The 26579-nt window shown below is 72.4% G+C and carries 22 protein-coding genes; 15 read left to right on the top strand and 7 right to left on the bottom strand.

The annotated features are described in order from the left end of the window. Nucleotides 1-31: 31 nt before the first annotated feature. Nucleotides 32-1453: a type III PLP-dependent enzyme domain-containing protein gene (locus ACZ52C_RS16560; RefSeq protein ID WP_469075745.1), complete on the bottom strand. Its 1422-nt coding sequence runs from the start codon at nucleotides 1451-1453 to the stop codon at nucleotides 32-34. A gap of 157 nt (nucleotides 1454-1610) precedes the next feature. Between ACZ52C_RS16560 and hutU the strand changes: the two genes are divergently transcribed. From hutU to hutI, 4 genes are all read left to right on the top strand, one after another. Continuing rightward, complete coding sequence (hutU, locus tag ACZ52C_RS16555) at nucleotides 1611-3275, top strand: urocanate hydratase (protein WP_469075392.1); 1665 nt, start codon at nucleotides 1611-1613, stop codon at nucleotides 3273-3275. Between the two features lie 134 nt (nucleotides 3276-3409). Further along, entirely contained in the window at nucleotides 3410-4615 is a 1206-nt protein-coding gene (locus ACZ52C_RS16550; RefSeq protein ID WP_469075744.1) for an allantoate amidohydrolase, read from the top strand. Beyond that, entirely contained in the window at nucleotides 4612-5961 is a 1350-nt protein-coding gene (locus ACZ52C_RS16545; RefSeq protein WP_469075391.1) for a formimidoylglutamate deiminase, read from the top strand. Before ACZ52C_RS16550 ends, ACZ52C_RS16545 begins: the two co-directional genes overlap by 4 nt. Further along, nucleotides 5958-7247, top strand: a complete 1290-nt coding sequence (hutI, locus tag ACZ52C_RS16540) for an imidazolonepropionase (RefSeq protein WP_469075390.1) — start codon at nucleotides 5958-5960, stop codon at nucleotides 7245-7247. Before ACZ52C_RS16545 ends, hutI begins: the two co-directional genes overlap by 4 nt. 58 nt (nucleotides 7248-7305) lie before the next feature. On the opposite strand, the gene ACZ52C_RS16535 is transcribed toward hutI, so the two are convergent. Both ACZ52C_RS16535 and ACZ52C_RS16530 read right to left on the bottom strand, forming a co-directional pair. Further along, nucleotides 7306-9354: a ricin-type beta-trefoil lectin domain protein gene (locus ACZ52C_RS16535; protein WP_469075389.1), complete on the bottom strand. Its 2049-nt coding sequence runs from the start codon at nucleotides 9352-9354 to the stop codon at nucleotides 7306-7308. 269 nt (nucleotides 9355-9623) lie between these two features. Further along, nucleotides 9624-10526, bottom strand: coding sequence for an RNA polymerase sigma factor SigF (locus ACZ52C_RS16530; protein ID WP_469075388.1), 903 nt, complete (start codon nucleotides 10524-10526; stop codon nucleotides 9624-9626). Between the two features lie 247 nt (nucleotides 10527-10773). Here ACZ52C_RS16530 and ACZ52C_RS16525 point away from each other — a divergent pair, with 247 nt between their 5' ends. From ACZ52C_RS16525 to ACZ52C_RS16510, 4 genes are all read left to right on the top strand, one after another. Beyond that, complete coding sequence (locus tag ACZ52C_RS16525; protein WP_469075387.1) at nucleotides 10774-11142, top strand: STAS domain-containing protein; 369 nt, start codon at nucleotides 10774-10776, stop codon at nucleotides 11140-11142. Between the two features lie 580 nt (nucleotides 11143-11722). After that, nucleotides 11723-12238, top strand: coding sequence for an ATP-binding protein (locus ACZ52C_RS16520; protein WP_469075386.1), 516 nt, complete (start codon nucleotides 11723-11725; stop codon nucleotides 12236-12238). Between the two features lie 288 nt (nucleotides 12239-12526). Further along, nucleotides 12527-13282: an LPXTG cell wall anchor domain-containing protein gene (locus ACZ52C_RS16515; protein ID WP_469075385.1), complete on the top strand. Its 756-nt coding sequence runs from the start codon at nucleotides 12527-12529 to the stop codon at nucleotides 13280-13282. 12 nt (nucleotides 13283-13294) lie between these two features. Continuing rightward, nucleotides 13295-14392, top strand: coding sequence for a hypothetical protein (locus tag ACZ52C_RS16510; protein ID WP_469075384.1), 1098 nt, complete (start codon nucleotides 13295-13297; stop codon nucleotides 14390-14392). A 67-nt stretch (nucleotides 14393-14459) separates the two neighbouring features. On the opposite strand, the gene ACZ52C_RS16505 is transcribed toward ACZ52C_RS16510, so the two are convergent. Next, nucleotides 14460-16004, bottom strand: a complete 1545-nt coding sequence (locus tag ACZ52C_RS16505) for a peptide MFS transporter (RefSeq protein WP_469075383.1) — start codon at nucleotides 16002-16004, stop codon at nucleotides 14460-14462. Nucleotides 16005-16482: 478 nt separating this feature from the next. Between ACZ52C_RS16505 and ACZ52C_RS16500 the strand changes: the two genes are divergently transcribed. Both ACZ52C_RS16500 and ACZ52C_RS16495 read left to right on the top strand, forming a co-directional pair. Next, the gene (locus ACZ52C_RS16500; RefSeq protein WP_045556447.1) at nucleotides 16483-17160 is read left to right on the top strand and encodes a response regulator transcription factor; all 678 of its coding nucleotides are present in this window, start codon (nucleotides 16483-16485) and stop codon (nucleotides 17158-17160) included. A 232-nt stretch (nucleotides 17161-17392) separates the two neighbouring features. Then, nucleotides 17393-18661 carry an ATP-binding protein gene (locus ACZ52C_RS16495; protein WP_469075382.1) on the top strand — a complete coding sequence of 423 codons (1269 nt, stop codon included), beginning with the start codon at nucleotides 17393-17395 and terminating at the stop codon, nucleotides 18659-18661. Nucleotides 18662-18804: 143 nt separating this feature from the next. Here ACZ52C_RS16495 and ACZ52C_RS16490 read toward each other — a convergent pair whose 3' ends face one another. Beyond that, nucleotides 18805-19347, bottom strand: coding sequence for a GtrA family protein (locus tag ACZ52C_RS16490; protein ID WP_469075381.1), 543 nt, complete (start codon nucleotides 19345-19347; stop codon nucleotides 18805-18807). Nucleotides 19348-19619: 272 nt separating this feature from the next. On the opposite strand from ACZ52C_RS16490, the gene ACZ52C_RS16485 reads away from it, so the two are divergent. From ACZ52C_RS16485 to ACZ52C_RS16470, 4 genes are all read left to right on the top strand, one after another. Next, the gene (locus tag ACZ52C_RS16485) at nucleotides 19620-20780 is read left to right on the top strand and encodes a 5-(carboxyamino)imidazole ribonucleotide synthase (RefSeq protein WP_469075380.1); all 1161 of its coding nucleotides are present in this window, start codon (nucleotides 19620-19622) and stop codon (nucleotides 20778-20780) included. Next, the gene (gene purE / locus ACZ52C_RS16480) at nucleotides 20777-21301 is read left to right on the top strand and encodes a 5-(carboxyamino)imidazole ribonucleotide mutase (protein WP_078853337.1); all 525 of its coding nucleotides are present in this window, start codon (nucleotides 20777-20779) and stop codon (nucleotides 21299-21301) included. Before ACZ52C_RS16485 ends, purE begins: the two co-directional genes overlap by 4 nt. Nucleotides 21302-21348: 47 nt before the next feature. After that, nucleotides 21349-22536: a dipeptidase gene (locus ACZ52C_RS16475; RefSeq protein WP_469075379.1), complete on the top strand. Its 1188-nt coding sequence runs from the start codon at nucleotides 21349-21351 to the stop codon at nucleotides 22534-22536. Between the two features lie 150 nt (nucleotides 22537-22686). Then, complete coding sequence (locus tag ACZ52C_RS16470; protein ID WP_469075378.1) at nucleotides 22687-23988, top strand: dipeptidase; 1302 nt, start codon at nucleotides 22687-22689, stop codon at nucleotides 23986-23988. 98 nt (nucleotides 23989-24086) lie between these two features. On the opposite strand, the gene ACZ52C_RS16465 is transcribed toward ACZ52C_RS16470, so the two are convergent. Further along, the gene (locus ACZ52C_RS16465) at nucleotides 24087-24449 is read right to left on the bottom strand and encodes a VOC family protein (protein WP_365675843.1); all 363 of its coding nucleotides are present in this window, start codon (nucleotides 24447-24449) and stop codon (nucleotides 24087-24089) included. A gap of 107 nt (nucleotides 24450-24556) precedes the next feature. Here ACZ52C_RS16465 and ACZ52C_RS16460 point away from each other — a divergent pair, with 107 nt between their 5' ends. After that, nucleotides 24557-25063: a CGNR zinc finger domain-containing protein gene (locus tag ACZ52C_RS16460; protein WP_469075377.1), complete on the top strand. Its 507-nt coding sequence runs from the start codon at nucleotides 24557-24559 to the stop codon at nucleotides 25061-25063. A gap of 130 nt (nucleotides 25064-25193) precedes the next feature. On the opposite strand, the gene ACZ52C_RS16455 is transcribed toward ACZ52C_RS16460, so the two are convergent. Continuing rightward, a complete protein-coding gene (locus ACZ52C_RS16455) occupies nucleotides 25194-26537 on the bottom strand; it encodes a UDP-glucose dehydrogenase family protein (RefSeq protein WP_469075376.1) in 1344 nt (447 codons plus the stop codon). Nucleotides 26538-26579 lie beyond the last annotated feature (42 nt).

Genomic DNA, 26579 nt, shown 5'->3' with positions numbered 1-26579 from the left:
CGACAGTCCCCCACGAACCGGAAGGCGACTGTCAAAGCCCCGACAACCCCGCCCGCTCAGCTCCCCCCGCCTCCGCCACGAGTTCCTCCACGGTCTGCGCGCGCCGCACCACCGCGAACCGCATCCCCCCGTCCCCGGGCGCGTACCCGTAGATCCCCGGCCGGGGCAGGGAGTTGTACGCGTAGTGGTGCGCGAAGTAGTACGCGCCGGTGTCCAGCGCGGCCGCGTAGTCCCCGGGCTCGAACAGCGGCAGCGGGCGGCCCTCCGCCAGCAGGTCCCCGGCGAAGCAGGCGGGCCCCGCCACGTCCTGCGTCACCATCGGCCCCTCCTTCACCCGCCCCTTCGCGTCGTACGCGGCGATCCGCAGCGGCCAGGAGTCCGGCGCGTACACCGTCCGGGTCGCCACCTGCACCCCGGCATGGGTGACGGCGATGGCCCGCCCGCCCGCGCTCTTCGTGTACTCCACCCGCGCCACGACCGTCCCGTGCTTCGCCAGCAGCGACCTGCCGAACTCGGTCACCAGCCCGTACCGCCCGTCGAACAGCCCCGGCACCGCCTCCGCCAGCAGCCGCGCGTACTGCTCGAACGTCGGTGTCGCCGCCTCCGACGCGAAGTTCACCGGCAGCCCGCCGCCGATGTCGATCGTGTCGATCTGCCGCCGCCCGATCCGCCGGTTGATCTCCTCCGCCAGCTCGTACGTCTCCGTGATCCCCCGCGTCATCAGCGACAGCGGGATCCCCTGCGACCCGGTGTGCGCGTGCAGCCGGCTCAGCCAGGGCCGGTCCAGATACGCCTGGACGACCCACTCCCGGGCGCCCTCGTCCCGGAGCGCCACCCCGAACTTCGAGGTGGCCGTCGCCGTGGACAGCGCGTCGATCGCGCCCCCACCGACCTGCGGGTTCACCCGGATGCCGATCGGGGAGCGGGTGGTGGCCGACCGGACGAGCGCGTCGATGCGGTCCAGCTCCTGCGGATTGTCCGCGTTGACGGCGATGCCCAGTGCCAGCGCCTCCCGCAGCTCGGCCGCGGTCTTGGCGGGGGAGTCGAGCACGGTCAGCCTCGGCGGCACCCCGGCCGCCCGCGCCAGGGCCAGCTCCCCGGCGCTCGCCACCTCCGCGCCGATCCCCGCCCCTCGCAGCAGCCGCAGCACCGGCACGAGCGGCGTCGCCTTCACCGCGAACGCGTGCAGCACGGGCGTCCCCGGCGCCGTCACCGCGTCGAACGCCCTGCGCAGCGCCCCCGCCGAGGCCCGGATCCCGGTCACGTCGAGCAGCGCGACGACCGGCTCGCCGGGACCCAGCAGCCCCTGCTCCACCGCCGCCCGCACCGCCTCGTCGCGCCGCGCGGCCCGCTCGCCGTCGGTGTCGAACAGTCGCAGCGTGCGCTCGGCGTCCGCCTCTTCCTGCGGGGCGCCGGGCCGCTCCCCTTCGGTCCCGTTCGTCACGTCTCCCATCTCTTCCCCCGTTGTCGTGTCGTCGTCCGAAGCCATACGGCCAGTGTGTCCAGCCAAACATCGACGGCGCGCCACCGCTGGCCCTACGGCTGTATTGACTAGCTCTATTCATCAAGCCAGGATGTGAATAGTTGCTGTAAAGCGAGGAGGCAGACCCGTGTCAGGACCCCGCCCCGTACGAGCCCCGCGCGGTACGGAACTCAGCGCTCTGGGCTGGCAGCAGGAAGCCGCCCTGCGCATGCTCCAGAACAACCTCGACCCCGAGGTCGCCGAGCACCCCGACAAGCTCGTCGTCTACGGCGGCACGGGCAAGGCCGCCCGCGACTGGCGCTCCTTCGACGCCATGGTCCGCACCCTGCGGACCCTCAAGCAGGACGAGACGATGCTCGTCCAGTCCGGCCGCCCCGTCGGCGTCATGCAGACCCACGAGTGGGCCCCCCGCGTCCTCATCGCCAACTCCAACCTCGTCGGCGACTGGGCCAACTGGGAGGAGTTCCGCCGCCTGGAACAGCTCGGCCTGACCATGTACGGGCAGATGACGGCCGGTTCCTGGATCTACATCGGCACCCAGGGCATCCTCCAGGGCACCTACGAGACCTTCGCCGCCGTCGCCGCCAAGAAGTTCGGCGGCACCCTCGCCGGGACGATCACCCTCACCGCCGGCCTCGGCGGCATGGGCGGCGCCCAGCCCCTCGCCGTGACCATGAACGACGGCGTCGCCATCTGCATCGACTGCGACCCCCGCGCCATCGAGCGCCGCATCAAGCACCGCTACCTCGACGTCAAGGCCGACTCCCTCGACCACGCCCTCCAACTGGCCGTCGAGGCCCGCGACGCCCGCCGCCCCCTCTCCATCGGCGTCCTCGGCAACGCCGCCGACCTCGTCCCCCAGCTCCTCGCCATGGGCGCCCCCGTCGACATCGTCACCGACCAGACCTCCGCCCACGACCCGCTGGCCTATCTCCCGGTGGGCGTCGACTTCGACGACATGACGTCGTACGCGGCGAAGGACCCGGCCGGCTTCACGACCCGCGCCCGCGAGTCCATGGCCCGGCACGTCGAGGCCATGGTCGGCTTCCTGGACGCCGGAGCGGAGGTCTTCGACTACGGCAACTCCATCCGGGGCGAGGCCCAACTCGCCGGATACGAGCGGGCGTTCGCCTTCCCCGGCTTCGTCCCCGCCTACATCAGGCCGCTGTTCTGCGAGGGCAAGGGCCCCTTCCGGTGGGCGGCCCTCTCCGGCGACCCCGCCGACATCGCCAAGACCGACAGGGCGATCCTCGACCTGTTCCCCGAGAACGAGTCGCTGCATCGCTGGATCAGGATGGCCGGCGAGCGCGTCCACTTCCAGGGCCTCCCGGCCCGCATCTGCTGGCTGGGCTACGGCGAGCGGGACAGGGCGGGTGAGCGGTTCAACGACATGGTGGCCTCCGGCGAACTCGCCGCCCCCCTGGTCATCGGCCGCGACCACCTCGACTCCGGTTCCGTCGCCTCCCCCTACCGCGAGACCGAGGCCATGCTCGACGGCTCCGACGCGATCGCCGACTGGCCGCTGCTGAACGCCATGGTCAACGTCGCCTCCGGCGCCTCCTGGGTGTCGATCCACCACGGTGGCGGCGTCGGCATGGGCCGCTCCCTCCACGCCGGGCAGGTCACGGTCGCCGACGGCACGAAGCTGGGCGGCGAGAAGGTCCGCCGGGTCCTCACCAACGACCCCGGCATGGGCGTGATCCGCCACGTCGACGCCGGATACGACATCGCGGAGTCCGTCGCCGACGAGCGGGGCGTACGGGTCCCGATGCGCGAAGGCGGCGAGGCGTGACCCCCAGCGGGAGCGGACACCACGGCGACTCCCCGGCGCGGGCCGGGGATCCGGCGCCGTCCGCGACACCGGCCGGGCGGGCCGCCGCCCCCGGGACCGGGCGGCAGCCCGTACGCGGCGCCTCCTTCCACGAGATGTGGCGGGACCTCGAGCCCATCGGGCGGCACACCGACTCCGGCGGGTACCGGCGGTTCGCGTGGACCGGCGCCGACGCCGAGTGCCGGGCCTGGTTCGAGGAACAGGCCCGCGACCGGCAACTGGTCTACGAGGTCGACCGCAACGGCAACCAGTGGGCCTGGCTCGGCGACCCCGCCGCCGGGGACGCCGTCGTCACGGGGTCCCATCTCGACTCCGTCCCCGACGGCGGTGCCTTCGACGGACCCCTCGGCGTCGTGTCGTCCTTCGCCGCGCTCGACGAACTCCGCGCCCGGGGCGCCCGGTTCGACAAGCCCCTCGCCGTCGTCAACTTCGGCGACGAGGAGGGCGCCCGGTTCGGGCTGGCCTGTGTCGGCTCACGCCTGGCCGCCGGGCAGCTCACCGTCGAACAGGCCGGGCGGCTGACCGACGGCGACGGCATCACGCTGCCGCGGGCGATGGAGGCCGCCGGATACGACCCCGAGCGCATCGGGCCGGACCCGGAGCGGCTCGCACGGATCGGCGCGTTCGTCGAACTCCACGTCGAGCAGGGGCGGGCCCTGGACCTGTCCGGCGACGCCGTCGGCATCGCCAGCTCCATCTGGCCGCACGGACGGTGGCGGTTCGACTTCCGCGGCGAGGCCAACCACGCGGGCACGACCCGCCTCGTGGACCGCCGGGACCCCATGCTGTCGTACGCGGAGACCGTGCTCGCCGCCCGCCGGGAGGCACGGCTCGCCGGTGCCGTCGCCACCTTCGGCAAGATCGCCGTCGAGCCCAACGGCGTCAACGCCATCCCCTCCCTCGTGCGCGGCTGGCTCGACTCCCGCGCCGAGGACCAGACGACGCTGGACACGGTCGTCGGCGCCATCGAGGAGGCCGCCCGGGACTTCGCCCAGGCGCACGGGATCGAACTGGACGTCGTCCGCGAGTCCTTCACCCCCGTCGTCGAGTTCGACCACGCCCTGCGGGACGAGATCGCCCGCATTCTGGGCCGGGAGACCGCCGATCTGAAGGTGCCGGTGCTCGGGACCGGCGCCGGACACGACGCCGGGATCCTCTCCGGGACCGTCCCGACCGCCATGCTGTTCGTACGCAATCCGACGGGCGTCTCGCACTCCCCGGCCGAGCACGCCGCCGAGGACGACTGCCTGGCCGGGGTGACCGCGCTCGCCGACGTACTGGAAGGGCTGGCCCGCAGGTGACGGAGACGACCTACTGGCTCGAACACGCCTGGCTCGGCACGAACGTCGAGCCGGGCGTGACCCTCACGGTGACCACCGGCGGCTCCGGCGGCCGCATCACCGCCGTGCGCACCGGGACGCCCACCCCGCCCCCGGGCGCGGTCGTCCTGCGCGGGCTGACCCTGCCCGGCCTCGCCAACGCCCACAGCCACGCCTTCCACCGGGCCCTGCGCGGCACCGTCCAGGTCGGCTCGGGCACCTTCTGGACCTGGCGCGAGGTCATGTACCGGGTGGCGGACCGGCTGACCCCGGACACCTACCACGCCCTCGCGCGGGCCGTGTACGCGGAGATGGCGCTGGCCGGCATCACGGCCGTCGGCGAGTTCCACTATGTGCACCACGCCCCCGGCGGCACCCCCTACGCCGACCCGAACGCCATGGGCGAGGCGCTCGTCCAGGCCGCCGCCGACGCGGGCATCCGGATCACCCTGCTCGACACGGCCTACCTCTCCGCCGGCTTCGGCAAGGCGCCCGACCCCCACCAGCTCCGCTTCTCCGACGGCACGGCCGAGGCCTGGGCCGAACGCTGTTCAGTTCTCAAGGACCGGGATCACGCGCGGATCGGTGCTGCCGTGCACTCCGTACGGGCAGTCCCCGCCGGGCAGTTGGCGACGGTGGCGCGCTGGGCCGAGGAGCGGGGGGCCCCGCTGCATGTGCACCTGTCGGAGCAGACGGCGGAGAACGACGCCTGCCACGAGGCGCACGGGTGCACCCCCACCCGGCTGCTCGCCGACCACGGCGTGCTGGGCCCGCGCACCACCGGCGTCCACAACACCCACCTCACCGACGAGGACATCGCCCTCATCGGCGCCAGCGGCACCGGCACCTGTATGTGCCCCACCACCGAACGGGACCTCGCCGACGGCATCGGACCCGCCGCCGCCCTGCAACGGGCGGGCTCCCCGCTCTCCCTCGGCTCCGACAGCCACGCCGTCGTCGACCTGCTCGAAGAGGCGCGCGCGATGGAGCTGAACGAGCGGCTGCGCACCCGCACGCGCGGCCACTGGACGGCGGCGGCCCTCCTGCGGGCGGCCTCCGCCGACGGTCACGCGGCGATCGGCTGGGACGACGCCGGTGCCCTGGAGACGGGCGCCCTCGCCGACTTCACGACGATCGCGCTCGACTCCGTCAGGACAGCGGGGCCGCTTCCACGGCTCGGTGCGGAGACGGCTGTATTCGCCGCGTCGGCAGCAGACGTGTCGCACACGGTGGTGGGAGGTCGGCACGTCGTACGGGACGGGGCGCACGCGCTCGTACCGGATGTGCCGAGAGCCCTCGCCGACGCCGTCGCGGCACTGCGCGGATGAAACCCGCGCGCCCGGCCCCCGACCCGGCCCCCGATCCCGAACCGACCGCCGACCAGGCAACCAAGGACGCCATGAGCAGCCCGACGACCGACAGCCCCGCCCACTCGGCGAGCACCGCCAGCACGCTCATCACCAACATCGCTGCCCTGGTCACCAATGACCCCTCCCTCGGTGACGGTTCCCCCCTCGGACTGATCCAGGACGCGGCCGTCGTCATCGACGGTGAACGCATCGCGTGGACCGGTGATCAAAGCAAAGCACCCGCCACTGACAATCGGGTCGACGCCGGTGGGCGGGCGGTGATCCCGGGCTTCGTGGACTCCCACTCCCACCTCGTCTTCGCGGGCGACCGGACCGCCGAGTTCAACGCCCGCATGTCCGGCCGCGCCTACAGCGCGGGCGGTATCCGTACGACCGTCGCCGCCACCCGCGCCGCCACCGACGAGGAACTGGAGGCCAACCTCACCCGTTACCTCCGCGAGGCCCTCGGCCAGGGCACCACCACCTTCGAGACGAAGTCGGGCTACGGCCTGACCGTCGAGGACGAGGCACGGGCGCTGCGCATCGCCGCCCGGCACACCGACGAGGTCACCTACCTCGGCGCCCACATCGTCTCGCCCGACCACGCCGAGGACCCCGCCGCCTACGTCGCGCTCGTCACCGGAGAGATGCTCGACGCCTGCGCCCCGTACGCCCGTTGGATCGACGTCTTCTGCGAGAAGGGCGCCTTCGACGGCGACCAGGCCCGCGCGATCCTCACGGCCGGCAAGGCGAGGGGCCTGCACCCGCGCATCCACGCCAACCAGCTCTCCCACGGCCCCGGCGTCCAGCTCGCCGTGGAACTCGACGCGGCCAGCGCGGACCACTGCACCCACCTCACCGACGCCGACGTGGACGCCCTGGCGAACAGCCGTACGGTCGCCACGCTCCTGCCCGGCGCCGAGTTCTCCACCCGCGCCGAGTGGCCGGACGCCCGCCGCCTCCTCGACGCGGGCGTCACCGTCGCCCTCTCCACGGACTGCAACCCCGGGTCGTCGTTCACCTCGTCCGTCCCGTTCTGCGTCGCGCTCGCCGTGCGGGACATGGGGATGACGCCGGACGAGGCCGTCTGGTCGGCCACGGCCGGGGGCGCGCGGGCGCTCCGCCGCGACGACATCGGCCGTCTCACGCCGGGCGCGTACGCCGACCTCGCGCTGCTGGACGCGCCCAGCCACGTCCACCTCGCCTACCGGCCGGGCGTCCCCCTGGTCACAGGCGTGTGGCGCAGGGGCGTACGCGTACGCTGACCCGCCGCCGGGCGCGGACCGGTGCCGGACAAGTGTCGGCGCCGGGCGCCTGACGGCGTCAGTCGTGGACCGGCCCCGCGCCCGCGCGCCATCGCTGTCCGTCGCGTCCGGACGCCTCGGCGAAGGAGACGGAGCCGAGCGCGTCCGGGGTCACGGCGTACCCCGGCGCGACCGCCGGGCGGATCATCCCCCGGGAATCGACGTCGAAGCGCAGGTTGTCGCCGTTGTCCCCGTCGAGCGAGTCGCAGTCCCAGATGCCCACGCCGTCGTCGGTCGCCCCCCGGCTGTCCAGACACAGGTCGGGATCGGCGAACGACTGGAGGGCGTCCCCGTGGGAGTCGACGCGCCAGCGCTGGGTGGCGCGCGAGGAGCAGGTGGCCGTGACGACGTCGGTGCCCTTCTCCAACTCGCCCCGGATGTCCAGGCACAGGCCCGACGCCACGTTCACCACCTGGGTGTAGGACCCGTTCAGCGGAGGGCCGTACGGCAGTGACGGCTTCGGCGGACCCGGCGTCGACGGACTCGGGCTCTTCGTCGGCTCCTCCTTCCGCGGCGGCTTCGAGGGGCTCGCGGTCTCCGAGGGGGACGGCGTCGGGCTCGGCGGGACGGTCGGGGTCGCCGCGCCCGAGGGAGGGGCGGCGGGCGTACCGCCGGAGCCCGCCTCGTCGTCGGACGACGAGCCGACCGAGCCCGAGAACACCAGGAACGCCAACAGCGGAGCCAGCGCCACGCCAAGAGCCACCGAGGTCAGTGCGAGCCGACGGGACGACGACCACTTGGCCCCCGACACCGCGGCCTCGCCCTCCCCGTCGGCCGGGGCCCCGGCCCTGCGCGACGACCGGGTCCGGCCCACCGACCGGACCCCGGCCTCGGCCGGTCCTCCCGCCCCGGCACCGACCCCCGTCGCGATCCCGTGCCCTGGCCCCTCGCCACCCCGGTCACCGAAGCCGGGACCCGCCCATGGCTCCGCTCCGGCCGGCGCACGGGCCCGGTCATCGGCGCCGGCCCCCGGCCACGCCTCCGCCCCGGCTCCCGCGCCGATGCGCGCGCCCACGCCGGGGCCAGGCGCGGCCCACGCCTCCGCCCCGCCTGACGAACCCGCGGTGCTCTGCGCGCCGCTCGCCGCACGCTCCGAACCCCCGGCGTCGGAGCCGCTCCCCGCACCCTCGCCGCCGCCTCCAGTCCCGGCCCCGAACGCGGCCCCGAACGCGGCTTCGGATCCGGCGCCCTCGGCCCGTGTGCCCGTCGCGCTCCGCGTGTACGCCGTGCCGCCCCACGGAAGGAGCCCCTCCGCGAGGGTCGCGCGCGGGCTGTCGCGCAGGGCGCGCAACTCCTCGTACGCGCCGGTGCAGTGCGGGCAGTGCCCCATGTGGGCCTGTAGATCGGTGCTGTGGCGAGGCGTGTCCGGCCGTACGGACTCCTCGATCAGCCGACGGAAGTCCTGGCAGCGCGGGTCGTCCGAGGCGGCCAGGCGCACACGCAGACAGGCCTGGCGCAGGGCGTCGAGCGCGGACTCCCGTTTGTAGGTCACGTCGTCGGGCGTGAGGCCGAGGAGCACGGCCGTACGGTCGTCGGGCTCCTCCTCCACGATGCCGTACCAGATGAGCCCCTGCGGCCGGGGCGGCAGCAGTTCGAACGCCGCCAGCAGGGGCGGGACGCGGCCGCCGGGGCCCGCCGTGTCCAGCACGACCCGCAGGGCGGGGGCGAGTCCGGTCGCGCCGCCGTCCGTGGCCCAGCCGGCGGCGACCCGCGCGGTCAGCAGGAGCAGCCGATGGCGCCAGGGGACGGTCGCCTCGACCCCTCGCGCCGTCTCCTTGGTGGCGACGGTGAACGCCTGCGTCGCCAGCTCCCGCGCCGCGGACTCGCTCGCGGCGCACAGCCGGGCGTAGGCGAGGACCGACGGGTGGTGGCGCTCGCGCAGTTCGCGCAGGGCCGCGTACGCGGTCGGCGAGTCGGACCGTAACAGCGCGGTGAGTCGGGAGTCCGACGCGTTCGCGTGCCGGTGTTCGGACCCGTCGTCGGGGCGTGCGCCCGGCGCACCTGTGTCCCGGTGGTGGTCCGCATGGCCGTCGTCGCCGCCGGGGCGCTCGTCCCGAGCCCGAGCCATCCTCGTGCCTCCTCGCACCCCCGTGTCCGCCCGTCGGCTTCTGGCATACCGAACAGTCTGGCGCGTGACCATAGTGGCGGAAGGTGAACCGGGGGGAAGGGGTTTCTTGCGGTAAGGGGGCGAGGGGGAGTGAGACAGGGGCGGGCCGGGCGCAGTTCGGCCGGATACGTCGGGAGTGTCGCAACTCCCATCGCACCCGGCCGACTCGAATTCTTCGCACGTCCGTCACCGACTCCGTCACCAGGACCGTCGTCGGCGCCGGCGCGCGCTCACTCCTCCAGGGTCAGGCCCTTGCGCAGGCGCACCAGCGTGCGGGACAGCAGGCGGGAGACATGCATCTGGGAGATGCCCAGTTCGTCCCCGATCTCGGACTGCGTCATGCCGGCCACGAACCGCAGCGACAGGATCTTCCGGTCGCGCGGCGGCAGTTCGGCGATCAGCGGCTTCAGGGACTCGACGTACTCGATGCCTTCGAGCCCGTGGTCCTCGTAGCCGATCCGGTCCGCCAGGGCACCCTCGGAGTCGTCCTCCTCGGGCTGGGCGTCCAGCGACGAGGCGGTGTACGCGTTCGACGCCGCCATGCCTTCGACGACCTCGTCGTTCGTCAGCCCGAGGCGCTCCGCCAGCTCTCCCACCGTCGGAGCGCGATCGAGCTTCTGAGCGAGCTCGTCACCGGCCTTGGCCAGGTCGAGACGGAGCTCCTGGAGTCTGCGCGGCACCCGCACGGACCAGCTCGTGTCGCGGAAGAAACGCTTGATCTCGCCGACGATCGTCGGCATCGCGAACGTGGGGAACTCGACGCCCCTGCTCAGTTCGAAGCGGTCGATCGCCTTGATGAGGCCGATGGTGCCGACCTGGATGATGTCCTCCATGGGTTCGCTGCGCGAGCGGAACCGGGAGGCGGCGAACTTCACCAGAGCCAGGTTGAGTTCGACCAGGGTGTTGCGGACGTACGAGTATTCGTACGTGCCTTCCTCAAGGGATTCGAGCCGCTCGAAGAGGGTTTTGGACAGGGCTCGCGCGTCCACCGGTCCCACCTCGTCGTACGGGGGGATCTCCGGGAGGTCGGCGAGTGCGGCGCCCGGATTGTGGGCGAGGTCGTCCTGCGTCTCTTCCGGGGCGGATGCCGACGTCGCCCTCTGGGTATGCGATTCGTCGAGCCGGGGTGACATGATGTCCTCCATCGTTCTCGGCATATGGCCGCCGATGCCAATACGTGCACTGCGGTGTGCGGCGCCTCCAAAGCCGGCCGTGTCGATTGGTGTCAGTACTAGCCCTACCCGGTTTCCCGAGGTCGTCGCAAGTGCCTCCTGTGGCGAAATGTCCCTTTGCGGGCGATTGTTCGGGTGTCGGGGAGTGTGGAGAAGGCGTAGTGTTCGAGGGCGAGTCAGCAGTCACGACGGTCGGGAGAGAGACGGCATGGACCGTGGGACGGTCGGCAGCGCACAGTCGGGCCGACTACGGGTCGAGGTACGGGAAGAGGGCCTCAGTGCCGTCGTGACCCCGGCGGGTGAGCTCGATCACCACACCGCCGATCTGTTGCGTGAGCCACTCGAGAGCTGCCTGGACAAGGGGTTCGCCCGTCTGGTGGTGGACTGCACACGCCTGGAGTTCTGCGACTCCACCGGGCTCAACGTCCTGCTGGGCGTGCGACTCAGGGCGGAGTCGGCGGGCGGCGGCGTCCATCTGGCGGGAATGCTTCCGGCGGTGGCGCGCGTCTTCGAGATCACCGGGGCGGACGCGGTGTTCACCGTCCACGACACCCTTGAGGCCGCCTTGGGCGACTAGGGGGTGTTTCGAAAGTCCCGCACAGCACCCACGGCGCCCGGCACGCCCTCTCGCCGCACCGGCCAAAAGTCCAAGTACGTCCAGTACGAGGGCTTTCGTCCGGCACGCCGAGAGCACGCACCGGAGGCCGCGGGCACCGCACAGGACTTTCGAGACACCCCCTAGCCGCGGCCGGCCCGCCCGTGACCTCCGTCACGAGCCCCGTCGCCCGGCCCGGCCGACGACGGCGGGTCGACGGAGGTGGGTCGGTGGAGGTGGGTCGGTGGCGTCGGCCGTTCGCATGTCCTGGCCCACCCCAGGTGTGGCACCCCGCCCGTCGGGTTATTCGCGTCACAGGTTCTGTGCCGAAAACATGGGTGTTCTGACGGTTCGCTCGGGCAGGAGACATCCTGAACGCGTAGGTGGTGACCCGGATACGGCCGGGTCCCGGCCCGGCGGCCCGGCAGTACGGCGAGGCGTGACGGAAATTACGGATGGCGCAACGGATGACAGCAGAGAACGGCATGCACCGCGGGCCCTCGTCCCGCACTCTTGACAAGTCCTGAATCGTGAACTGGTGAATCGGTGAGGTGAAGCGCTGATGAGCACCACCCGGCCTTTCTCGCCGGGCGACCGCGGCCCGGAACCGGGTGCCGGCGGCGCTTCCGGGGTGCCGGGCGGAGACCCGCCCGAGGCTCCCGCCGCGAGCCGTCTCCCCCGTCGACTCGGCTTCGACGGAGAGAGCGGGGTGGTGCCGCTCGCCCGCGACTTCACCCGCCAGGCGTTGTACGCGTGGGGGTGGCTGCCGGCCGCGACCGCGGACCAGCGGGCCGCGGCAGAGGACGTGCTGCTGGTGGTCTCCGAGCTGGTCACCAACGCCTGCCTGCACGCCGGGGGCCCGGCCGAGCTGCGCATCGGCTGCGACAACAAGGTGCTGCGCATCGAGGTGGCCGACCGGGGCACGGGCAGCCCGGCGCCGCGCACGCCGCACCGAGCCGGACGGCCGGGCGGGCACGGGATGTTCATCGTCCAGCGGCTCTGCCTGGACTGGGGCGTCGTACGGGATCCCGGGGCGTCCGGAAAGACGGTGTGGGCCGAGCTGGGGGCGCCCGCGTAGCGGCCCCGCGCCGGGCGCGCGGGCGCGAACCGGCGGGCCGAACCGTCCACCGCCGTCGCACCGTCCACCGCGCCGTCGCGCGATGGCTCGGCCGCGCCCGCCGTGACTTCAGCCGCGCTCATGGTGGCGTCGCCCACGTTCGTGGTGGCTTCCTCTGTGCCGCCGTGGCCTCACCCGTCCTCGCCGTGGCGTCGCCCGGCTCGTCGACACACATCCGACACTTGCGCGTGTCTTCCTTCTCCAAGGGCCCCGGCGTACCTTGAGCCGCCGATCTGATGTTCCGTCAGAATGTGGGGTGCCGAGGTGTCGTACCGGACGTACCAGAAACGAACCGCCGCGCTCGCGTCCCTCGCGGCCCTGGCCGGCTCGGCGGTGCTGATGGCCGCCCCGGTGGCCCGTGCCGAGGTCGTGGACGTCGAGTACAACTGCAAGACGCCGATCGGGGACAAGTCCGCGGTGTCGCCGATCGACATCAAGGGTGTCGAGAGCGGCGACGGCTACAAGATCACGATGTCGTGGCAGAAGGGTGTCTCGTCCAGCCCGGTCGAGCTGGGCAAGGGCGCGATGACGCCCAGCGCCACGATCGAACTGGGCGGGGCCGACAGCGGCACGCTCACGGTGACGGGGCCGGCCAACGAGGAGGCGATCCCGGCCAACACACCGATCAAGATCAACGATTTGAGCGGCACGTACACCCCGAAGAAGACCGGCAAGGTCGAGTTCACCGCGGGGGTCCTGACCATCAAGGCCCTCGGCACGGTGACCACCTGCACCCCGGGCAACGATCCCGGGCCGTCGCTGACCCTCGACGTCACCGCCGGAGGCGACTCGGGCGGCGGGTCCGACACCGGTGGCTCGGGCGGGTCGAACACGTCGGGCGGTACGGGCGGTACGGGTGGCTCGGGCGGTTCGGGTGGCGAGCTGCCGCAGACCGGCCCCCTGGACTCGGCGGTCGCACTCGGCACGCTCGGCGGCACGGTGCTGCTCGCGGGCACGGCGGGGGTGCTGTGGGTGACGCGCAGGAACCAGGCGGTACGTCGCTGACGGGAGCCGGACGTGATCAGTGGGCGGACCCCGGCGTCGTACACCACCAGGGTGCTCACCCTGGTGGTGCTCACCCTTGCCCTGGTGCTCCCGGCACCCCTCGCGAACGCGGCCACGCCGATCGTGCAGCTGTCGAAGTCGGAGGCGGGGACCGGTGGTTCGGTCACCGTGACCGGGAGCGGCTGGCGGCCGAAGGCCATCCTGATGGTGCTGATCTGCGGCCGGTCGACTCCGTCGGGCGGTGTGCCCGGGGGCACCGACTCCTGTGCCAACGCCGACGGACGGGCCGTGACCGTCGACGACAAGGGCGCGTTCCGCCGGGAGCTGCCGGTGGCGGAGCCCCCGGTGCCGTGCCCGTGCGTCGTGCACGTCTCCACCATCACCGGCCCGGAGGCCGAGGCCGATGCGGCGTTCCGGGTCGCCGGGCACTCCGTCGAGCCGCTGCCGCGGGAGGTGACCGGCGGACGCCTGTCGCTCCTGACGGACAGCCGACTGACGGGCTCCAGCGGGCTGTTGACCTGGTTCGGGGCGCCGCCCGCCCGTGAACTGGTCCTCACCGTGGGCAACGTCGGTACCTCCCCGGTGAAGGACCCGGTCTTCCAGGTCGGCACCTCCCACGGGGTGTTCGCGCCACGCTGGGAGGAGCAGCGGTGGCGCGGCACGGTGCCGCCGGGCGGCGAGGCCCGCATCACCCTGCCCGTCGAGCTCGCGGCGGGGGCCCACGGCGACTACACCGTCTCGCTCACGTACGGCGGCAAGGTCCTCGCCGAGCAGCCGTGGAGCGTGGGCCGTCCCTGGGGCGTCACCCTCTTCTGGCTGATGCTCTGCCTCGTCGTGCCCGCCGCGCTGTTCCGGATCGGCATGGTGGTGGTGGACCGCGTCCGGCCAGGGCGCGAGGCTCCCGAGCGGAAACCCCGGAGGCGACGCGTCGTGTCCCTCCCCGCCTGGCTCCCCCGGCCACCTCCGTCGACCGCGGCCCACGCCCAGCCCCGCACCCCGCCGCGCCCACCCTCGACCCTGCCGTGGTTCACGCCGGACTCGGACTCGGACACGGACGCGGAGGCGGGCACATCCGCCGGAGGGGCGCGGTCGCACCGTACGGGCACGTGAAGCGCGCGAAAGGGCCACCGCACCCGGAGTGCGGCGGCCCTTCCCACGGTTCGGCGGGCGTCGTCCCTCAGTTGACGTCGCCCGTGAGGGCCCTGACCTTCTTGCGGTACATGTAGATCGCGAAGCCGGCGAGGACGGCGAGGGTGGCCTCGACGGCGACCATGGCGGTGCCGCTGAGGTCGAAGCCGCCGACGGCCGGGTTGGAGAGCAGGCCGGTGATCGAGTCGCCCGCGGTGACCGCGAGGAACCACACACCCATCATCTGGCTGGCGTACTTGGCCGGGGCCATCTTCGTCGTCACCGACAGGCCGACGGGGGAGAGGCACAGCTCGCCGACGGTCTGGATGAAGTAGATGCCCACCAGCCACATCGGGCTGGCCAGGGTGCCGTCCGCCGCCATGCCCAGCGGGATCAGGAAGAAGAAGAACGAGACACCGATGAGCACCAGGGCCATCGCGAACTTCACGGCCGTACTGGGCTCCCTGCCCTGGCGGTTGAGCCACAGCCAGAGCCAGGCGAAGACCGGCGCCAGCGCCATGATGAACAGCGGGTTCAGCGACTGGTACCAGGACGTCGGGAAGGCGAAGCCGAGCAGCGAGCCGGCCACCTTCTCGTCGTTCGAGCCGAACGCCTGGACCGTGGACGCGCCCTGGTCGTAGATCATCCAGAACACGGCGGCGGCGACGAAGAACCAGATGTAGCCGGTCATCTTCGACTGCTCGGCGGTGGTCAGCTCCTTGTCGCGCTTTATGCGCAGCAGCACGCCGGCCGGGACGACCAGACCAATGACGGTCAGGGGAATCATCGCCCAGTTCAGGGTGAAGTGGCCGCTGAGGCCCACGGCGCCGTAGAACACGGCCGCGACGGCCAGCCAGAGCAGGCCCTTGCGCAGCCAGGCGGCGCGCTCCTCGGCCGCCAGCGGCTTCGGGACGATGTCGCTCGTCGGGCTCAGGGTCCGGCTGCCGGCGAGGAAGACGGCGAGACCGATGGCCATGCCGACCGCGGCCAGACCGAAGCCGAGGTGCCAGTTGACCTCCTGGCCGACGGTGCCGATGGCCAGCGGGGCGAAGAAGGCACCCGCGTTGATGCCCATGTAGAAGATCGTGAAGCCGCCGTCGCGCCGCGGGTCCTCGGGGCCGTCGTACAAGTGGCCCACCATCGTGGAGATGTTGGCCTTCAGCAGACCGGAGCCGGCCGCGACCAGCGCCAGGCCGGCGAAGAACGGTGCCTGACCGCCCGGCAGGGCGAGCACCAGGTGTCCGGACATGATCGTGACGGCCGCGATCGCCACCGTCCTGCGGGGGCCCCAGACACGGTCGCCGAGCAAGCCGCCGGGCATGGCGAGCAGATAGACCATCGCCGAGTAGACGGCGACGATCGTGGTGGTGGTGGCCAGGTCCATGGCCAGGCCGCCTCCCATGCTCCCCTTGCCGGCGTCGGGACCGCCGGAGAGCAGGTAGACGGTGAGGAGAGCCTTCATGCCGTAGTAGGAGAATCGCTCCCACATCTCGGTCATGAAGAGAGTGGCCAGTCCGCGGGGGTGGCCGAAGAAGGTGCCCTCGGCGCCGGGGGTTTCCCGGCCGGCCGAGTCCTTCGTCAGGCTGGACGCCATGGTCGTTCCTTGCTGTTCGGGACGGCGCGCGTGGGGGCGCGCGCCCACAGGTTGTTCCGCACACAAAAGAGACCCTCGGCGCGGATATGTCGCCAAAGGTCCCCACGTGCAGCTACAGGCGTTCCGTCACCATACGCCAGGAGGAAGCAGGAAACGGAAGGGCTTGAGAGAGGGATCACAGGTAAGAAGACCCTGTGATCGCATATTCCAAGGTGAATCGGGGGTTCGTGGCGCGCAGGTACAGGATGTGACCCCACAGGGCGCGGCGTCGCGACGCCTCGTTCACGGGGGCGGCGCCGATTCCCACCGAACCCGGCCGTCATCTCCACACGGCGACGCGGATCTTCACCGGCGGCGGACGAAACGCCCACCGCAGTGGATCATGCCCATGGGGAGTAAGAGAACCACGGGACAAAGGTGTGAATCACGCTTGCCGATCACCCTCCACCTGCGGTTCTCGGCGGACTACCATCAGCCCATGACCCGTGTACTGCTCGCCGAGGACGACGCGTCCATCTCGGAGCCGTTGGCTCGCGCACTGCGCCGGGAAGGGTACGAGGTGGAGGTCCGCGAGGACGGTCCCACCGCGCTGGACGCCGGAATGCAGGGTGGCGTCGACCTGGTCGTCCTGGACCTGGGGCTGCCCGGGATGGACGGCCTGGAGGTGGCCCGTCGGCTGCGCGCCGAGGGGCACACCGTGCCGATCCTCATCCTGACCGCGCGCGCCGACGAGGTGGACACCGTCGTCGGTCTCGACGCGGGCGCCGACGACTACGTCACCAAGCCCTTCCGGCTGGCCGAGCTGCTCGCCCGCGTCCGGGCCCTGCTGCGGCGCGGCTCCTCCGAGCCGGCGCAGCCGCCCGCCACCCACGGCGTGCGGATCGACGTCGAGTCCCACCGGGCGTGGATGGGGGACGAGGAGCTCCAACTCACGGCGAAGGAGTTCGATCTGCTGCGGGTGCTCGTGCGCGACGCCGGCCGGGTCGTCACCCGTGACCAGCTGATGCGCGAGGTCTGGGACACCACCTGGTGGTCGTCCACGAAGACCCTCGACATGCACATCTCCTGGCTGCGCAAGAAGCTCGGCGACGACGCGGCGAACCCGCGGTACATCGCGACGGTGCGCGGGGTCGGCTTCCGGTTCGAGAAGAACTGAGACCTGCCGGGCCGAGCCGGGCGCCCCACGGCTCGGGGGTGCGGGACGTGTGGTGGCCGCGGGTCCCTCGTGGCCGGCCGCGCCGCTTCCCGTGCCCCTCACGGGGCTTCGCCCCGTCGCACGCCGGCCCCCCGCCGGCGCCGGCGGGCGGCACCGACCCCCGCCCGGCGGCGGGTGCCGGGTGCCGCACAATCAGAGGTCCAGGAAAACCCGCCCCGCCCGGAGGGCAACCGTGCGTCGCCGTCTCATCCAGTCCACCCTCGCCGTGGTCCTCGTGGTCATCGCCGTGTTCGGCGTCTCCCTGGTCATCGTCGAGACCCGCACGATCAGCAACAGCGCCGAGGAACGCGTGGAGTCCGAGGCCGTCCAGCTGACGAGCATCGTGGACAGCCGGATCATCGGCGACGAGAGGATCACCGCCGAGGTCCTGCGGGACCAGGTCGGCGACGAGCGCTACGCCCGTATCGAGATCCCCGGCCAGTCCGTGATCGAGATCGGCGAGAAGCCCGTCGGCGACGTCATCAGCCACCAGGCCAAGGGCGAGAAGGACGAGGTCGTCACGGTCGAGGAGTCCCGCTCGGCGGTCAGCCGCGAGGTCGGCCGTACGCTGCTGATCATCGCGGCCGTGGCCCTGCTCGCCGTCATCGCCGCCGTCCTCCTCGCCGTGCGCCAGGCCAACCGCCTCGCCTCCCCCCTCACCGACCTCGCCGAGACCGCCGAACGGCTCGGCTCCGGCGACCCGCGCCCCCGCCACAAGCGGTACGGCGTCCCCGAGCTGGACCGGGTCGCGGACGTGCTGGACGCCTCCGCCGAGCGCATCGGCCGCATGCTGACCGCCGAGCGGCGGCTCGCCGCGGACGCGTCCCATCAGCTGCGCACACCGCTGACCGCGCTGTCGATGCGGCTGGAGGAGATCACCCTCACCGGCGACATCGACACGGTGAAGGAGGAGGCGCACATCGCGCTCACCCAGGTCGAGCGCCTCACGGACGTCGTCGAGCGGCTGCTGACCAACTCGCGCGACCCCCGCAACGGCTCCGCCGTCTCCTTCGAGCTCGACGAGGTCATCAAGCAGCAGCTGGAGGAGTGGCGGCCGGCCTACCGCAGCGCCGGGCGGGCCGTCGTCAGCTCCGGCAAACGCCACCTCCAGGCCGTGGGCACACCGGGCGCGGTCGCGCAGGTGCTGGCCGCGCTGATCGAGAACTCGCTGATGCACGGCGGCGGCACGGTGGCGCTGCGCACCCGGGTCACCGGCAACCAGGCGGTGATCGAGGTCACCGACGAGGGGCCCGGCGTCCCCGCCGACCTCGGGGCGCGGATCTTCGAGCGGGCGATCAGCGGACGCAACTCCACGGGCATCGGGCTGGCGGTGGCGCGGGACCTTGCCGAGGCCGACGGGGGGCGCCTGGAGATGCTCCAGGCACAGCCGCCGGTGTTCGGGCTGTTTCTGTCGCGCACGCCGGTGCGGACGCCTTCCGGCGAGGACCGGCCGGTTCGGTAGCCCGGCGGCCGCGTGGCTCTCGGCGGTCGGTGCGGAGGTTCGCGGATGCGCCGTGGCCTTCCGGAGCGTAGGACGGCGGCTGCGGGCCGGTGGGGCTCCTCGCGCAGTTCCCCGCGCCCCTGAAAGGAGCGGCCCGCGCCCCTTCAGCGGCGTTTGCCCGTGACCGTCCGCGGGTGGGCCGACTCCGCTTCCAGGAACGATTCCGCTCGGGCCACCGTCTCGCGCGCCGGGAGGGCCCGGAACACCCAGGAGCGGTACGACCAGAACCGGAAGAGGGTCGCGACGCCGATACCGAGGAACTTGAAGACGTTGGACTGCAGGGGGCTGTCCCAGCCGAAGCCGTACGTGGCGGTGTAGAGGACGCCGTTCTCGATGACCAGGCCGACCGCGCTGAACAGCAGGAACAGCGACAGCTCCTTCGTACGGCCGCTCTTGTCGCGGTCCCGGTACGTGAAGTAGCGGAAGCCGACGTAGTTGAACGCGATGGCGACGACCGTGGCGATGACGCTGGCCCGGACCACCTGGAGTTCGGTGGTGTGCCGCACGAGGTTGAACACCCCGAGGTTCACCAACAGCCCCGCACCGCCCACCGCGCCGAACTTGGCGAGCTCGCGCACGAGCAGGTCGAGTCGGCGGCGCAGGGCGCCGCGGGGCCTCGTATCAGGCCCCGAGCTGGTATGTCCCATCGTGTGCTGCCCCCGTCACTCGGTTCCGGTCGGTGTCGTGCCGGTGGTCAGCCGGGCGCTGCCCCGTCCGAAAAGATCTGAACGATCAGAAATGAGTTGATCTTCGGTCGAATTCCACTGGTCCCGCCATGCTAACCAGCGCCCCTGGACGCTGCCTGTGCAGAAGCTCACAGCCGGGACGCACGGGAGGTCCGGGGGCGGCCCGGTGGGGAAATGGGCGAGGAAATCGGGCACCCGGGAGTGGCCGATTCCGTGGCCGATACCCTGGGGGTGTGACGTTCCCGGTAGTCGGCATGGTCGGCGGTGGCCAGCTCGCTCGTATGACACACGAGGCGGGCATCCCGCTCGGCATCAGGTTCAAGCTCCTCAGTGACACCCCTCAGGATTCCGCGGCGCAGGTCGTCGGCGATGTCGTCATCGGCGACTACCGCGACCTCGACACGCTGCGGGCGTTCGCGCAGGGCTGCGACGTGATCACCTTCGATCACGAACATGTACCCACCGAGCATCTACGGGCACTGGAGGCGGACGGCATCCCCGTGCGCCCCGGCCCGGACGCGCTCCAGCACGCCCAGGACAAGGGTGTGATGCGGGCCAAGCTCGTCGAGATCGGCGTACCGTGCCCACGGCACCGGATCGTCGCGGACCCCGACGACGTGGCCGCCTTCGCCGCCGAGGGGCTCCCCGAGGGCGCCGAGGGCGACGGGTTTCCGGTCATCCTCAAGACGGTCCGCGGCGGCTACGACGGCAAGGGCGTCTGGTTCGTCCGGTCCGTCGAGGACGCCGCCGAGCCCTTCCGCGCCGGCGTCCCGGTCCTCGCGGAGGAGAAGGTCGACTTCGTACGGGAGCTGGCGGCCAACGTCGTACGGTCGCCGCACGGGCAGGCCGTCGCGTACCCGGTGGTGGAGTCGCGGCAGGTGAACGGCGTCTGCGACACCGTCATCGCGCCAGCCCCCGACCTGGACGAGACGCTCGCCCTGCGCGCCGAGGAGATGGCCCTGCGCATCGCCAAGGAACTGGACGTCGTCGGCCACCTCGCCGTCGAGCTGTTCCAGACCCGCGACGGCCGCATCCTCGTCAACGAGCTGGCCATGCGCCCCCACAACTCCGGCCACTGGAGCCAGGAAGGCGCGATCACCTCGCAGTTCGCCAACCACGTCCGGGCCGTCCTCGACCTCCCGCTCGGCGACCCGCGCCCCCGCGCGAAGTGGACCGTCATGGTCAACGTCCTCGGCGGCGACTACCCGGACATGTATTCCGCGTACCTGCACTGCATGGCCCGCGACCCGCAGCTCAAGATCCACATGTACGGCAAGGACGTGAAGCCGGGCCGTAAGGTCGGTCACGTCAACACCTACGGCGACGACCTCGACGACGTGCTGGAGCGCGCCCGTCACGCTGCCGGTTACCTGAGAGGCACGATCACCGAATGAGCCCTGTCGTAGGCATTGTCATGGGGTCGGACTCCGACTGGCCCGTCATGGAGGCCGCCGCGCAGGCCCTCGACGAGTTCGAGATCGCGTACGAGGTCGACGTCGTCTCGGCGCACCGGATGCCGCGCGAGATGGTCTCCTACGGTGAGGAGGCCGCGGGACGGGGTCTCAAGGTGATCATCGCGGGTGCGGGCGGTGCCGCCCATCTGCCCGGCATGCTCGCGTCCGTGACGCCGCTGCCGGTCATCGGTGTGCCGGTGCCGCTGAAGTACCTCGACGGCATGGACTCCCTGCTGTCGATCGTGCAGATGCCGGCCGGTGTGCCCGTCGCGACGGTCTCCGTCGCCGGCGCCCGCAACGCCGGTCTGCTGGCCGCGCGCATCCTCGCCACGCACGACGAGGAACTCCTCGGCCGTATGCGGGAGTTCCAGCAGGAGCTGAACGACCAGGCGACCGAGAAGGGCAAGCGCCTGCGCACCAAGGTCGAGGGAGCGGGCAGCGGCTTCGGCTTCGGGAAGTAGGCACGACCGACATGACGGGGAACACGGGGGACACGGGGGAGATGGCCATGGCATCGCTGGAGGCGGCGCGGGAACTGCTGCGGGAGTTCCCGGTCGCGGACGGGCACAACGACCTGCCCTGGGCACTGCGTGAGCAGGTCCGCTACGACCTGGGCGCGCGCGACATCGCAGACGACCAGAGCGCCTTCCTCCACACCGACCTCGCGCGACTGCGCGCGGGCGGGGTGGGGGCGCAGTTCTGGTCGGTGTATGTCCCCTCGCACGCGGCGGCCCTGCCGGGCGCCGTCACCGCGACCCTCGAACAGATCGACTGCGTACGGCGGTTGATCGACCGTCACCCGGCGGAGCTGCGGGCCGCGCTGACCGCCGCCGAGATGGAGGCGGCCCGCGCCGAGGGCCGGATCGCCTCCCTGATGGGCGCCGAGGGCGGCCACTCCATCGACAACAGCCTCGCCACGCTGCGGACGCTGTACGCGCTCGGCGTCCGCTACATGACGCTCACCCACAACGACAACATCGCCTGGGCGGACTCCGCGACGGACGAGGCGGCGGTCGGCGGCCTCACCGCCTTCGGCCGGGCGGTCGTGCGGGAGATGAACCGGGAGGGGATGCTCGTCGACCTCTCGCACGTCGCCGCGACGACGATGCGCGACGCGCTGGACACCTCGGTCGCCCCGGTGATCTTCTCCCACTCCTCGTCGCGGGCCGTCTGCGACCACCCCCGCAACATCCCGGACGACGTCCTGGAGCGGCTCCCGGCCAACGGGGGAGTGGCGATGGTGACGTTCGTGCCGAAGTTCGTGCTCCAGGCCGCCGTCGACTGGACGGCGGCAGCCGACGAGAACATGCGGGCCCACGGTCTGCACCACCTCGACACCACCCCCGAGGGGATGGCGGTCCACCGCGCCTTCGAGGAGCGCAACCCCCGCCCGGTCGCCACGGTGGCCACGGTCGCGGACCATCTCGACCACATGCGTGAGGTCGCCGGCGTCGACCACCTCGGCATCGGCGGCGACTACGACGGCACGGCCTTCACCCCGGACGGTCTGGGCGACGTCTCCTGCTACCCGAACCTGATCGCCGAGCTGCTCGACCGCGGCTGGTCCCGGACCGACCTGGCCAAGCTGACCTGGCGGAACGCGGTCCGGGTGCTGGGCGCGGCGGAGGACGTGGCCCGGGACCTCCAGGCCCGCACGAGCGCGTCCCACGCGACGCTGGAGCAGCTGGACGGGTGACACCGGGCGCCGCCCGGACCTCACCCGGGTGGCCCAGCGGCGGTCCCGCGAGGGCCGTTCAACCCGAACGCCGCACCCACCAGGAAGGCGGGCTGCCTCCGTGCCACGGTGACGAGTACTGCGATCACCCAACGGCTACGGAGGTCCGCCATGGCAGATCTGCAGGACGAACTGCAAGCCGCGGGGGAGGCCGGCGAACTCGACACGCCTCCCACGACCACCCGCACCGGGCCCGGGCGGAAACGCGACCGGCGCCCGCCGGCGGCGGAGCCGATAGCCCCCGGCGACGGCGGCCACCCCGGCGACGGCGCGGCCGACGACATCCGTCCCGGCACAGCGGCCGACGTCCGCCGCGGCGGAGCGGACGTCCCCGAGGCACCCGGAGGCGAAGCCGTCGTGGTGTCCGGCCCCGAGCCCTCCTCGGCGGCCTCGCCCGCCTCGCCCTCCTCGGAGCTGGCCGAGGCGGACGCCTTCCTCGTCGCGCACCCCGTCGCCGACGGATACAGCGGGCTGCCGTGGGTGTTGCGTCAGCTGCCCCGGTACGACCTGGAGCTGGGCGGGGGCGGCGTGGACACCGACGTGCCGCGCATGCGCAAGGGCCACATCGGCGCACTGTTCTGGTCGCTGCACCTTCCGGAGGGCCTCGCGGGCGAGCGGGCCGTGGGAGCCACGCTGGAGCAGCTGGACCTGGTCCGGACGGTCGTCGACGCCCACCCCGAGGGCCTGCGGCTGACGCACAGCGCCGGTGAGACCACCGACGCCCGCAACTGCGGTCGCGTCGCCGTCCTGCTGGGCCCCGCCGGAGCCCCGGCGATCGGCGACTCCCTCGGCATCCTGCGCTCCCTGCACGCCCTCGGCCTCAAGGCCCTCACCCTGGCCGGCGCGTCCTGGGCGGGCGAGTCCGGGCTGAGCCGGTTCGGTGAGGAGGTGGTCCGCGAGATGAACCGCATCGGTGTCCTCGCCGACCTCTCCGGAGCCTCCGGGGAGACCGTCCGCCGGGCGCTCGCGGTCTCCCGCGCGCCGGTGGTGTGCACCCGCTCCGCGGCCGCCGCGCTGCGGTCCCACCCCGCCAACCTCCCCGACGACCTCCTCGCCGCGCTGGGCGAGGCGCGGGGCCTGTGCATGGTGCCGCTCACCGCCGAGCAGACCGGCCCCTCGATCCGCGACGTCGCCGACCACCTCGACCACGTCCGCGCGATCGCCGGCCCCGAGTGCGTCGGCCTTTCCGGCGCCTACGACTCCGGCGAGGCCCATCCCCGGGACCTCACCGACGCCTCCTGCTACCCCCGCCTCGTCGCCGAACTCATGCACCGGGGCTGGCCGGAGGCCGACCTCGCCCTCCTCACCTGGGGCAACGTCCAACGCGTCCTGCGCACCGCCGACTTCACGGCCAGGGCGGCACGCGACCGCCGGGAGGCCTCGACGGCGAGGATCGCGGAACTGGACGGTTGACGGGGCCACTGCCCGTCAGGGGCGCGGGGAACTGCGCGACCAGCCACGAACGACCCGCGGCCGCTCGGTTCCCCGCACCCCCTCCCGCTATCGCGCACTCAACTCCGGCAGAGACAGAACGGATGCCCCGCGGGATCCGCGTACACCCGGAACCCCCGCTCCCGGTCCGCCGCGTCCAGCACCGTCGCCCCCAGCGCGAGCACCTGCTTCTCCGCCGCGTCCATGTCCTCCACGTCCAGGTCGAGATGGAACTGCTGCGACCGCTCCGCCGAGGGCCACGCGGGCGCGACGTACCCCGGCGCCCTCTGGAACGCCAGCCGCGCACCCCCGCCCGGCACCTCCAGATCGACCCACTCCCCCTCCCCGCTGACCTTCCCGCCGAGCACCTCGGCGTAGAACCCGGCGAGCGCGGCCGGGTCGGGACAGTCCAGGACGACGACATCCAGCTTGGCGATGGCCATGGCCTTCTCCTTGCTCGTTCTCTGTTCACCCACACAGCGTTACCTGTAGGGCAGAGTAACCAGTAACGGTTACCCTATGCACCCCCATAAGCAGTAACCTCACCGCTATGAGCGAGAGAGCGTCCGCGCCGGGCGCCCTGGCCCTCGTCGAGGACCTGGTGAACACGCTGGACCTGGAGACGGGCGCCGACACCCTGGAGACACCGGAGAGCCGCGCCCGCCTGTACCTGGCGGCCGACGAGGACCTCACGGCCGTACGCGATCTGCGGGAGTCCCTCCGCGCGGCCCTGCTGGCCCACGCCGGTCACCCCCCGCACCGCGCGGTGACCCCGCTGGGCACCCTGCTGGCCGCCGCGCCGCTCGTCGTCGCGGTCCGTGCCGAGGACGGCTCGGCGAGGCTGCGCCCCGCCGTCGACCCGGCCCCGCTTCTCTCCCGCGTCGCCGCCGCCGTCGCCGAGGCCCTCACGGCGGGCACCTGGCAGCGCCTCAAGGCCTGCGAGGCCGGTGACTGCCACTGGGCGTACTACGACCGCAGCCCGGCCGGACGCCGCCGCTGGTGCTCGATGCAGGTGTGCGGGGCCCGTGCGAAGATGCGCCGCTACCGAGCGAAGTAAGCGCTTCGCCCCCGCCGGGCGCCGGAACGGTGGACAATGGCTAAAGACGCCGTTCCGGCCGACTGAGCCTCGGCCGGAACGGCGTCACCTGTCACTGCGGTGAGCCCCTCAGGGCACGCCGCGAGGCGCCCTACGCGGTCGGCCGCCCCATCGCCCGGTACGTCCAGCCCGCACGGCGCCACAGCTGCGGGTCCAGCGCGTTGCGGCCGTCCAGCACGAGCCGGGTCGACGCGACCTCGCCCAGCGCCTCCGGGTCCAGCGCCCGGAACTCCTGCCACTCCGTCAGGTGCAGCACGATGTCGGCGCCCCGTACGGCGTCCAGCGCGGTGTCGGCGTACCCGAGCGTCGGGAAGATCCGCCGCGCGTTGTCCATGCCCTTGGGGTCGTAGACGGTGACCTGGCCGCCCTGGAGGTGGATCTGCCCGGCCACGTTGAGGGCGGGGGAGTCGCGCACGTCGTCGGAGTCGGGCTTGAAGGTGGCGCCGAGCACGGCGACCCGCTTGCCCAGGAAGGAACCGCCGCCCAGCGCCTGCCGGGCCAGCTCCACCATCTGGCCGCGCTGGCGCATGTTGATGGAGTCGATCTCGCGCAGGAACGTCAGGGCCTGGTCGGCGCCGAGTTCACCGGCGCGGGCCATGAACGCCCGGATGTCCTTCGGCAGACAGCCGCCGCCGAAGCCGATGCCGGCCCGCAGGAACTTCTTCCCGATCCGGTCGTCGTGCCCGATGGCCTCGGCGAGCTTGGCGACATCGCCCCCGGAGGCCTCGCACATCTCGGCCATGGCGTTGATGAAGGAGATCTTGGTGGCGAGGAAGGAGTTCGCGGAGGTCTTCACCAGCTCGGCGGTCGGGAAGTCGGTGACGACGAACGGGGAGCCCTCCTCGACCGGCGTCGCGTACACCTCGCGCAGCAGCTTCTCGGCCCCCTCGCTGCGGACACCCACCACGATCCGGTCCGGGTGCAGCGTGTCGTTCACGGCGAAGCCCTCGCGCAGGAACTCCGGGTTCCAGGCCAGCTCGGCGTCCTGCCCGGCGGGCGCGTGCTCGGCGAGATAGGCGGCCAGCCGGTCGGCGGACCCCACCGGCACCGTCGACTTGCCGACGACCAGCGCGGGGCCCGTCAGATGCGGGGCGAGCGAGGCGAAGGCCGCGTCGACGTAGGACATGTCGCAGGCGTACTCGCCGTGCCGCTGCGGGGTGTTCACACAGACGAAGTGGATGTCGCCGAAGGCCGCGACCTCGGCGTAGTCGGTGGTGAAGCGCAGCCGCCCGCTGGACCCCTCGATCCCGGCGACGTGCTTGCGCAGCAGCTCCTCCAGCCCCGGCTCGTACATCGGGACCTCGCCCCGCCGGAGCATGTCGATCTTCTCCTCGACGACATCGAGCCCCAGCACCTCGAACCCCAGCTCGGCCATGGCCGCGGCGTGGGTCGCGCCGAGATAGCCGGTGCCGATCACGGTGATCTTGAGGGCCATGGGGTGCTCCTGGGGTGTCCGGCCGAGAGGTTGTGCACGCGC

The sequence above is a fragment of the Streptomyces sp. NPDC034049 genome (genome assembly GCF_055575575.1).
Note: the sequence above shows the minus strand (reverse complement) of the source record. Positions and strands in the feature narration are given on the sequence as shown.

Bases quoted from the DNA above. Each gene is read 5' to 3' on its own strand.
- ACZ52C_RS16560 (WP_469075745.1), bottom strand. From the start codon at position 1,453: ATGGGAGACGTGACGAACGGGACCGAAGGGGAGCGGCCCGGCGCCCCG.
- ACZ52C_RS16550 (WP_469075744.1), top strand. From the start codon at position 3,410: ATGTGGCGGGACCTCGAGCCCATCGGGCGGCACACCGACTCCGGCGGG.
- hutI (WP_469075390.1), top strand. From the start codon at position 5,958: ATGAAACCCGCGCGCCCGGCCCCCGACCCGGCCCCCGATCCCGAACCG.
- ACZ52C_RS16535 (WP_469075389.1), bottom strand. From the start codon at position 9,354: ATGGCTCGGGCTCGGGACGAGCGCCCCGGCGGCGACGACGGCCATGCG.
- ACZ52C_RS16530 (WP_469075388.1), bottom strand. From the start codon at position 10,526: ATGTCACCCCGGCTCGACGAATCGCATACCCAGAGGGCGACGTCGGCA.
- ACZ52C_RS16525 (WP_469075387.1), top strand. From the start codon at position 10,774: ATGGACCGTGGGACGGTCGGCAGCGCACAGTCGGGCCGACTACGGGTC.
- ACZ52C_RS16520 (WP_469075386.1), top strand. From the start codon at position 11,723: ATGAGCACCACCCGGCCTTTCTCGCCGGGCGACCGCGGCCCGGAACCG.
- ACZ52C_RS16515 (WP_469075385.1), top strand. From the start codon at position 12,527: ATGTGGGGTGCCGAGGTGTCGTACCGGACGTACCAGAAACGAACCGCC.
- ACZ52C_RS16505 (WP_469075383.1), bottom strand. From the start codon at position 16,004: ATGGCGTCCAGCCTGACGAAGGACTCGGCCGGCCGGGAAACCCCCGGC.
- ACZ52C_RS16500 (WP_045556447.1), top strand. From the start codon at position 16,483: ATGACCCGTGTACTGCTCGCCGAGGACGACGCGTCCATCTCGGAGCCG.
- ACZ52C_RS16490 (WP_469075381.1), bottom strand. From the start codon at position 19,347: ATGGGACATACCAGCTCGGGGCCTGATACGAGGCCCCGCGGCGCCCTG.
- purE (WP_078853337.1), top strand. From the start codon at position 20,777: ATGAGCCCTGTCGTAGGCATTGTCATGGGGTCGGACTCCGACTGGCCC.
- ACZ52C_RS16475 (WP_469075379.1), top strand. From the start codon at position 21,349: ATGGCATCGCTGGAGGCGGCGCGGGAACTGCTGCGGGAGTTCCCGGTC.
- ACZ52C_RS16470 (WP_469075378.1), top strand. From the start codon at position 22,687: ATGGCAGATCTGCAGGACGAACTGCAAGCCGCGGGGGAGGCCGGCGAA.
- ACZ52C_RS16465 (WP_365675843.1), bottom strand. From the start codon at position 24,449: ATGGCCATCGCCAAGCTGGATGTCGTCGTCCTGGACTGTCCCGACCCG.
- ACZ52C_RS16460 (WP_469075377.1), top strand. From the start codon at position 24,557: ATGAGCGAGAGAGCGTCCGCGCCGGGCGCCCTGGCCCTCGTCGAGGAC.
- ACZ52C_RS16455 (WP_469075376.1), bottom strand. From the start codon at position 26,537: ATGGCCCTCAAGATCACCGTGATCGGCACCGGCTATCTCGGCGCGACC.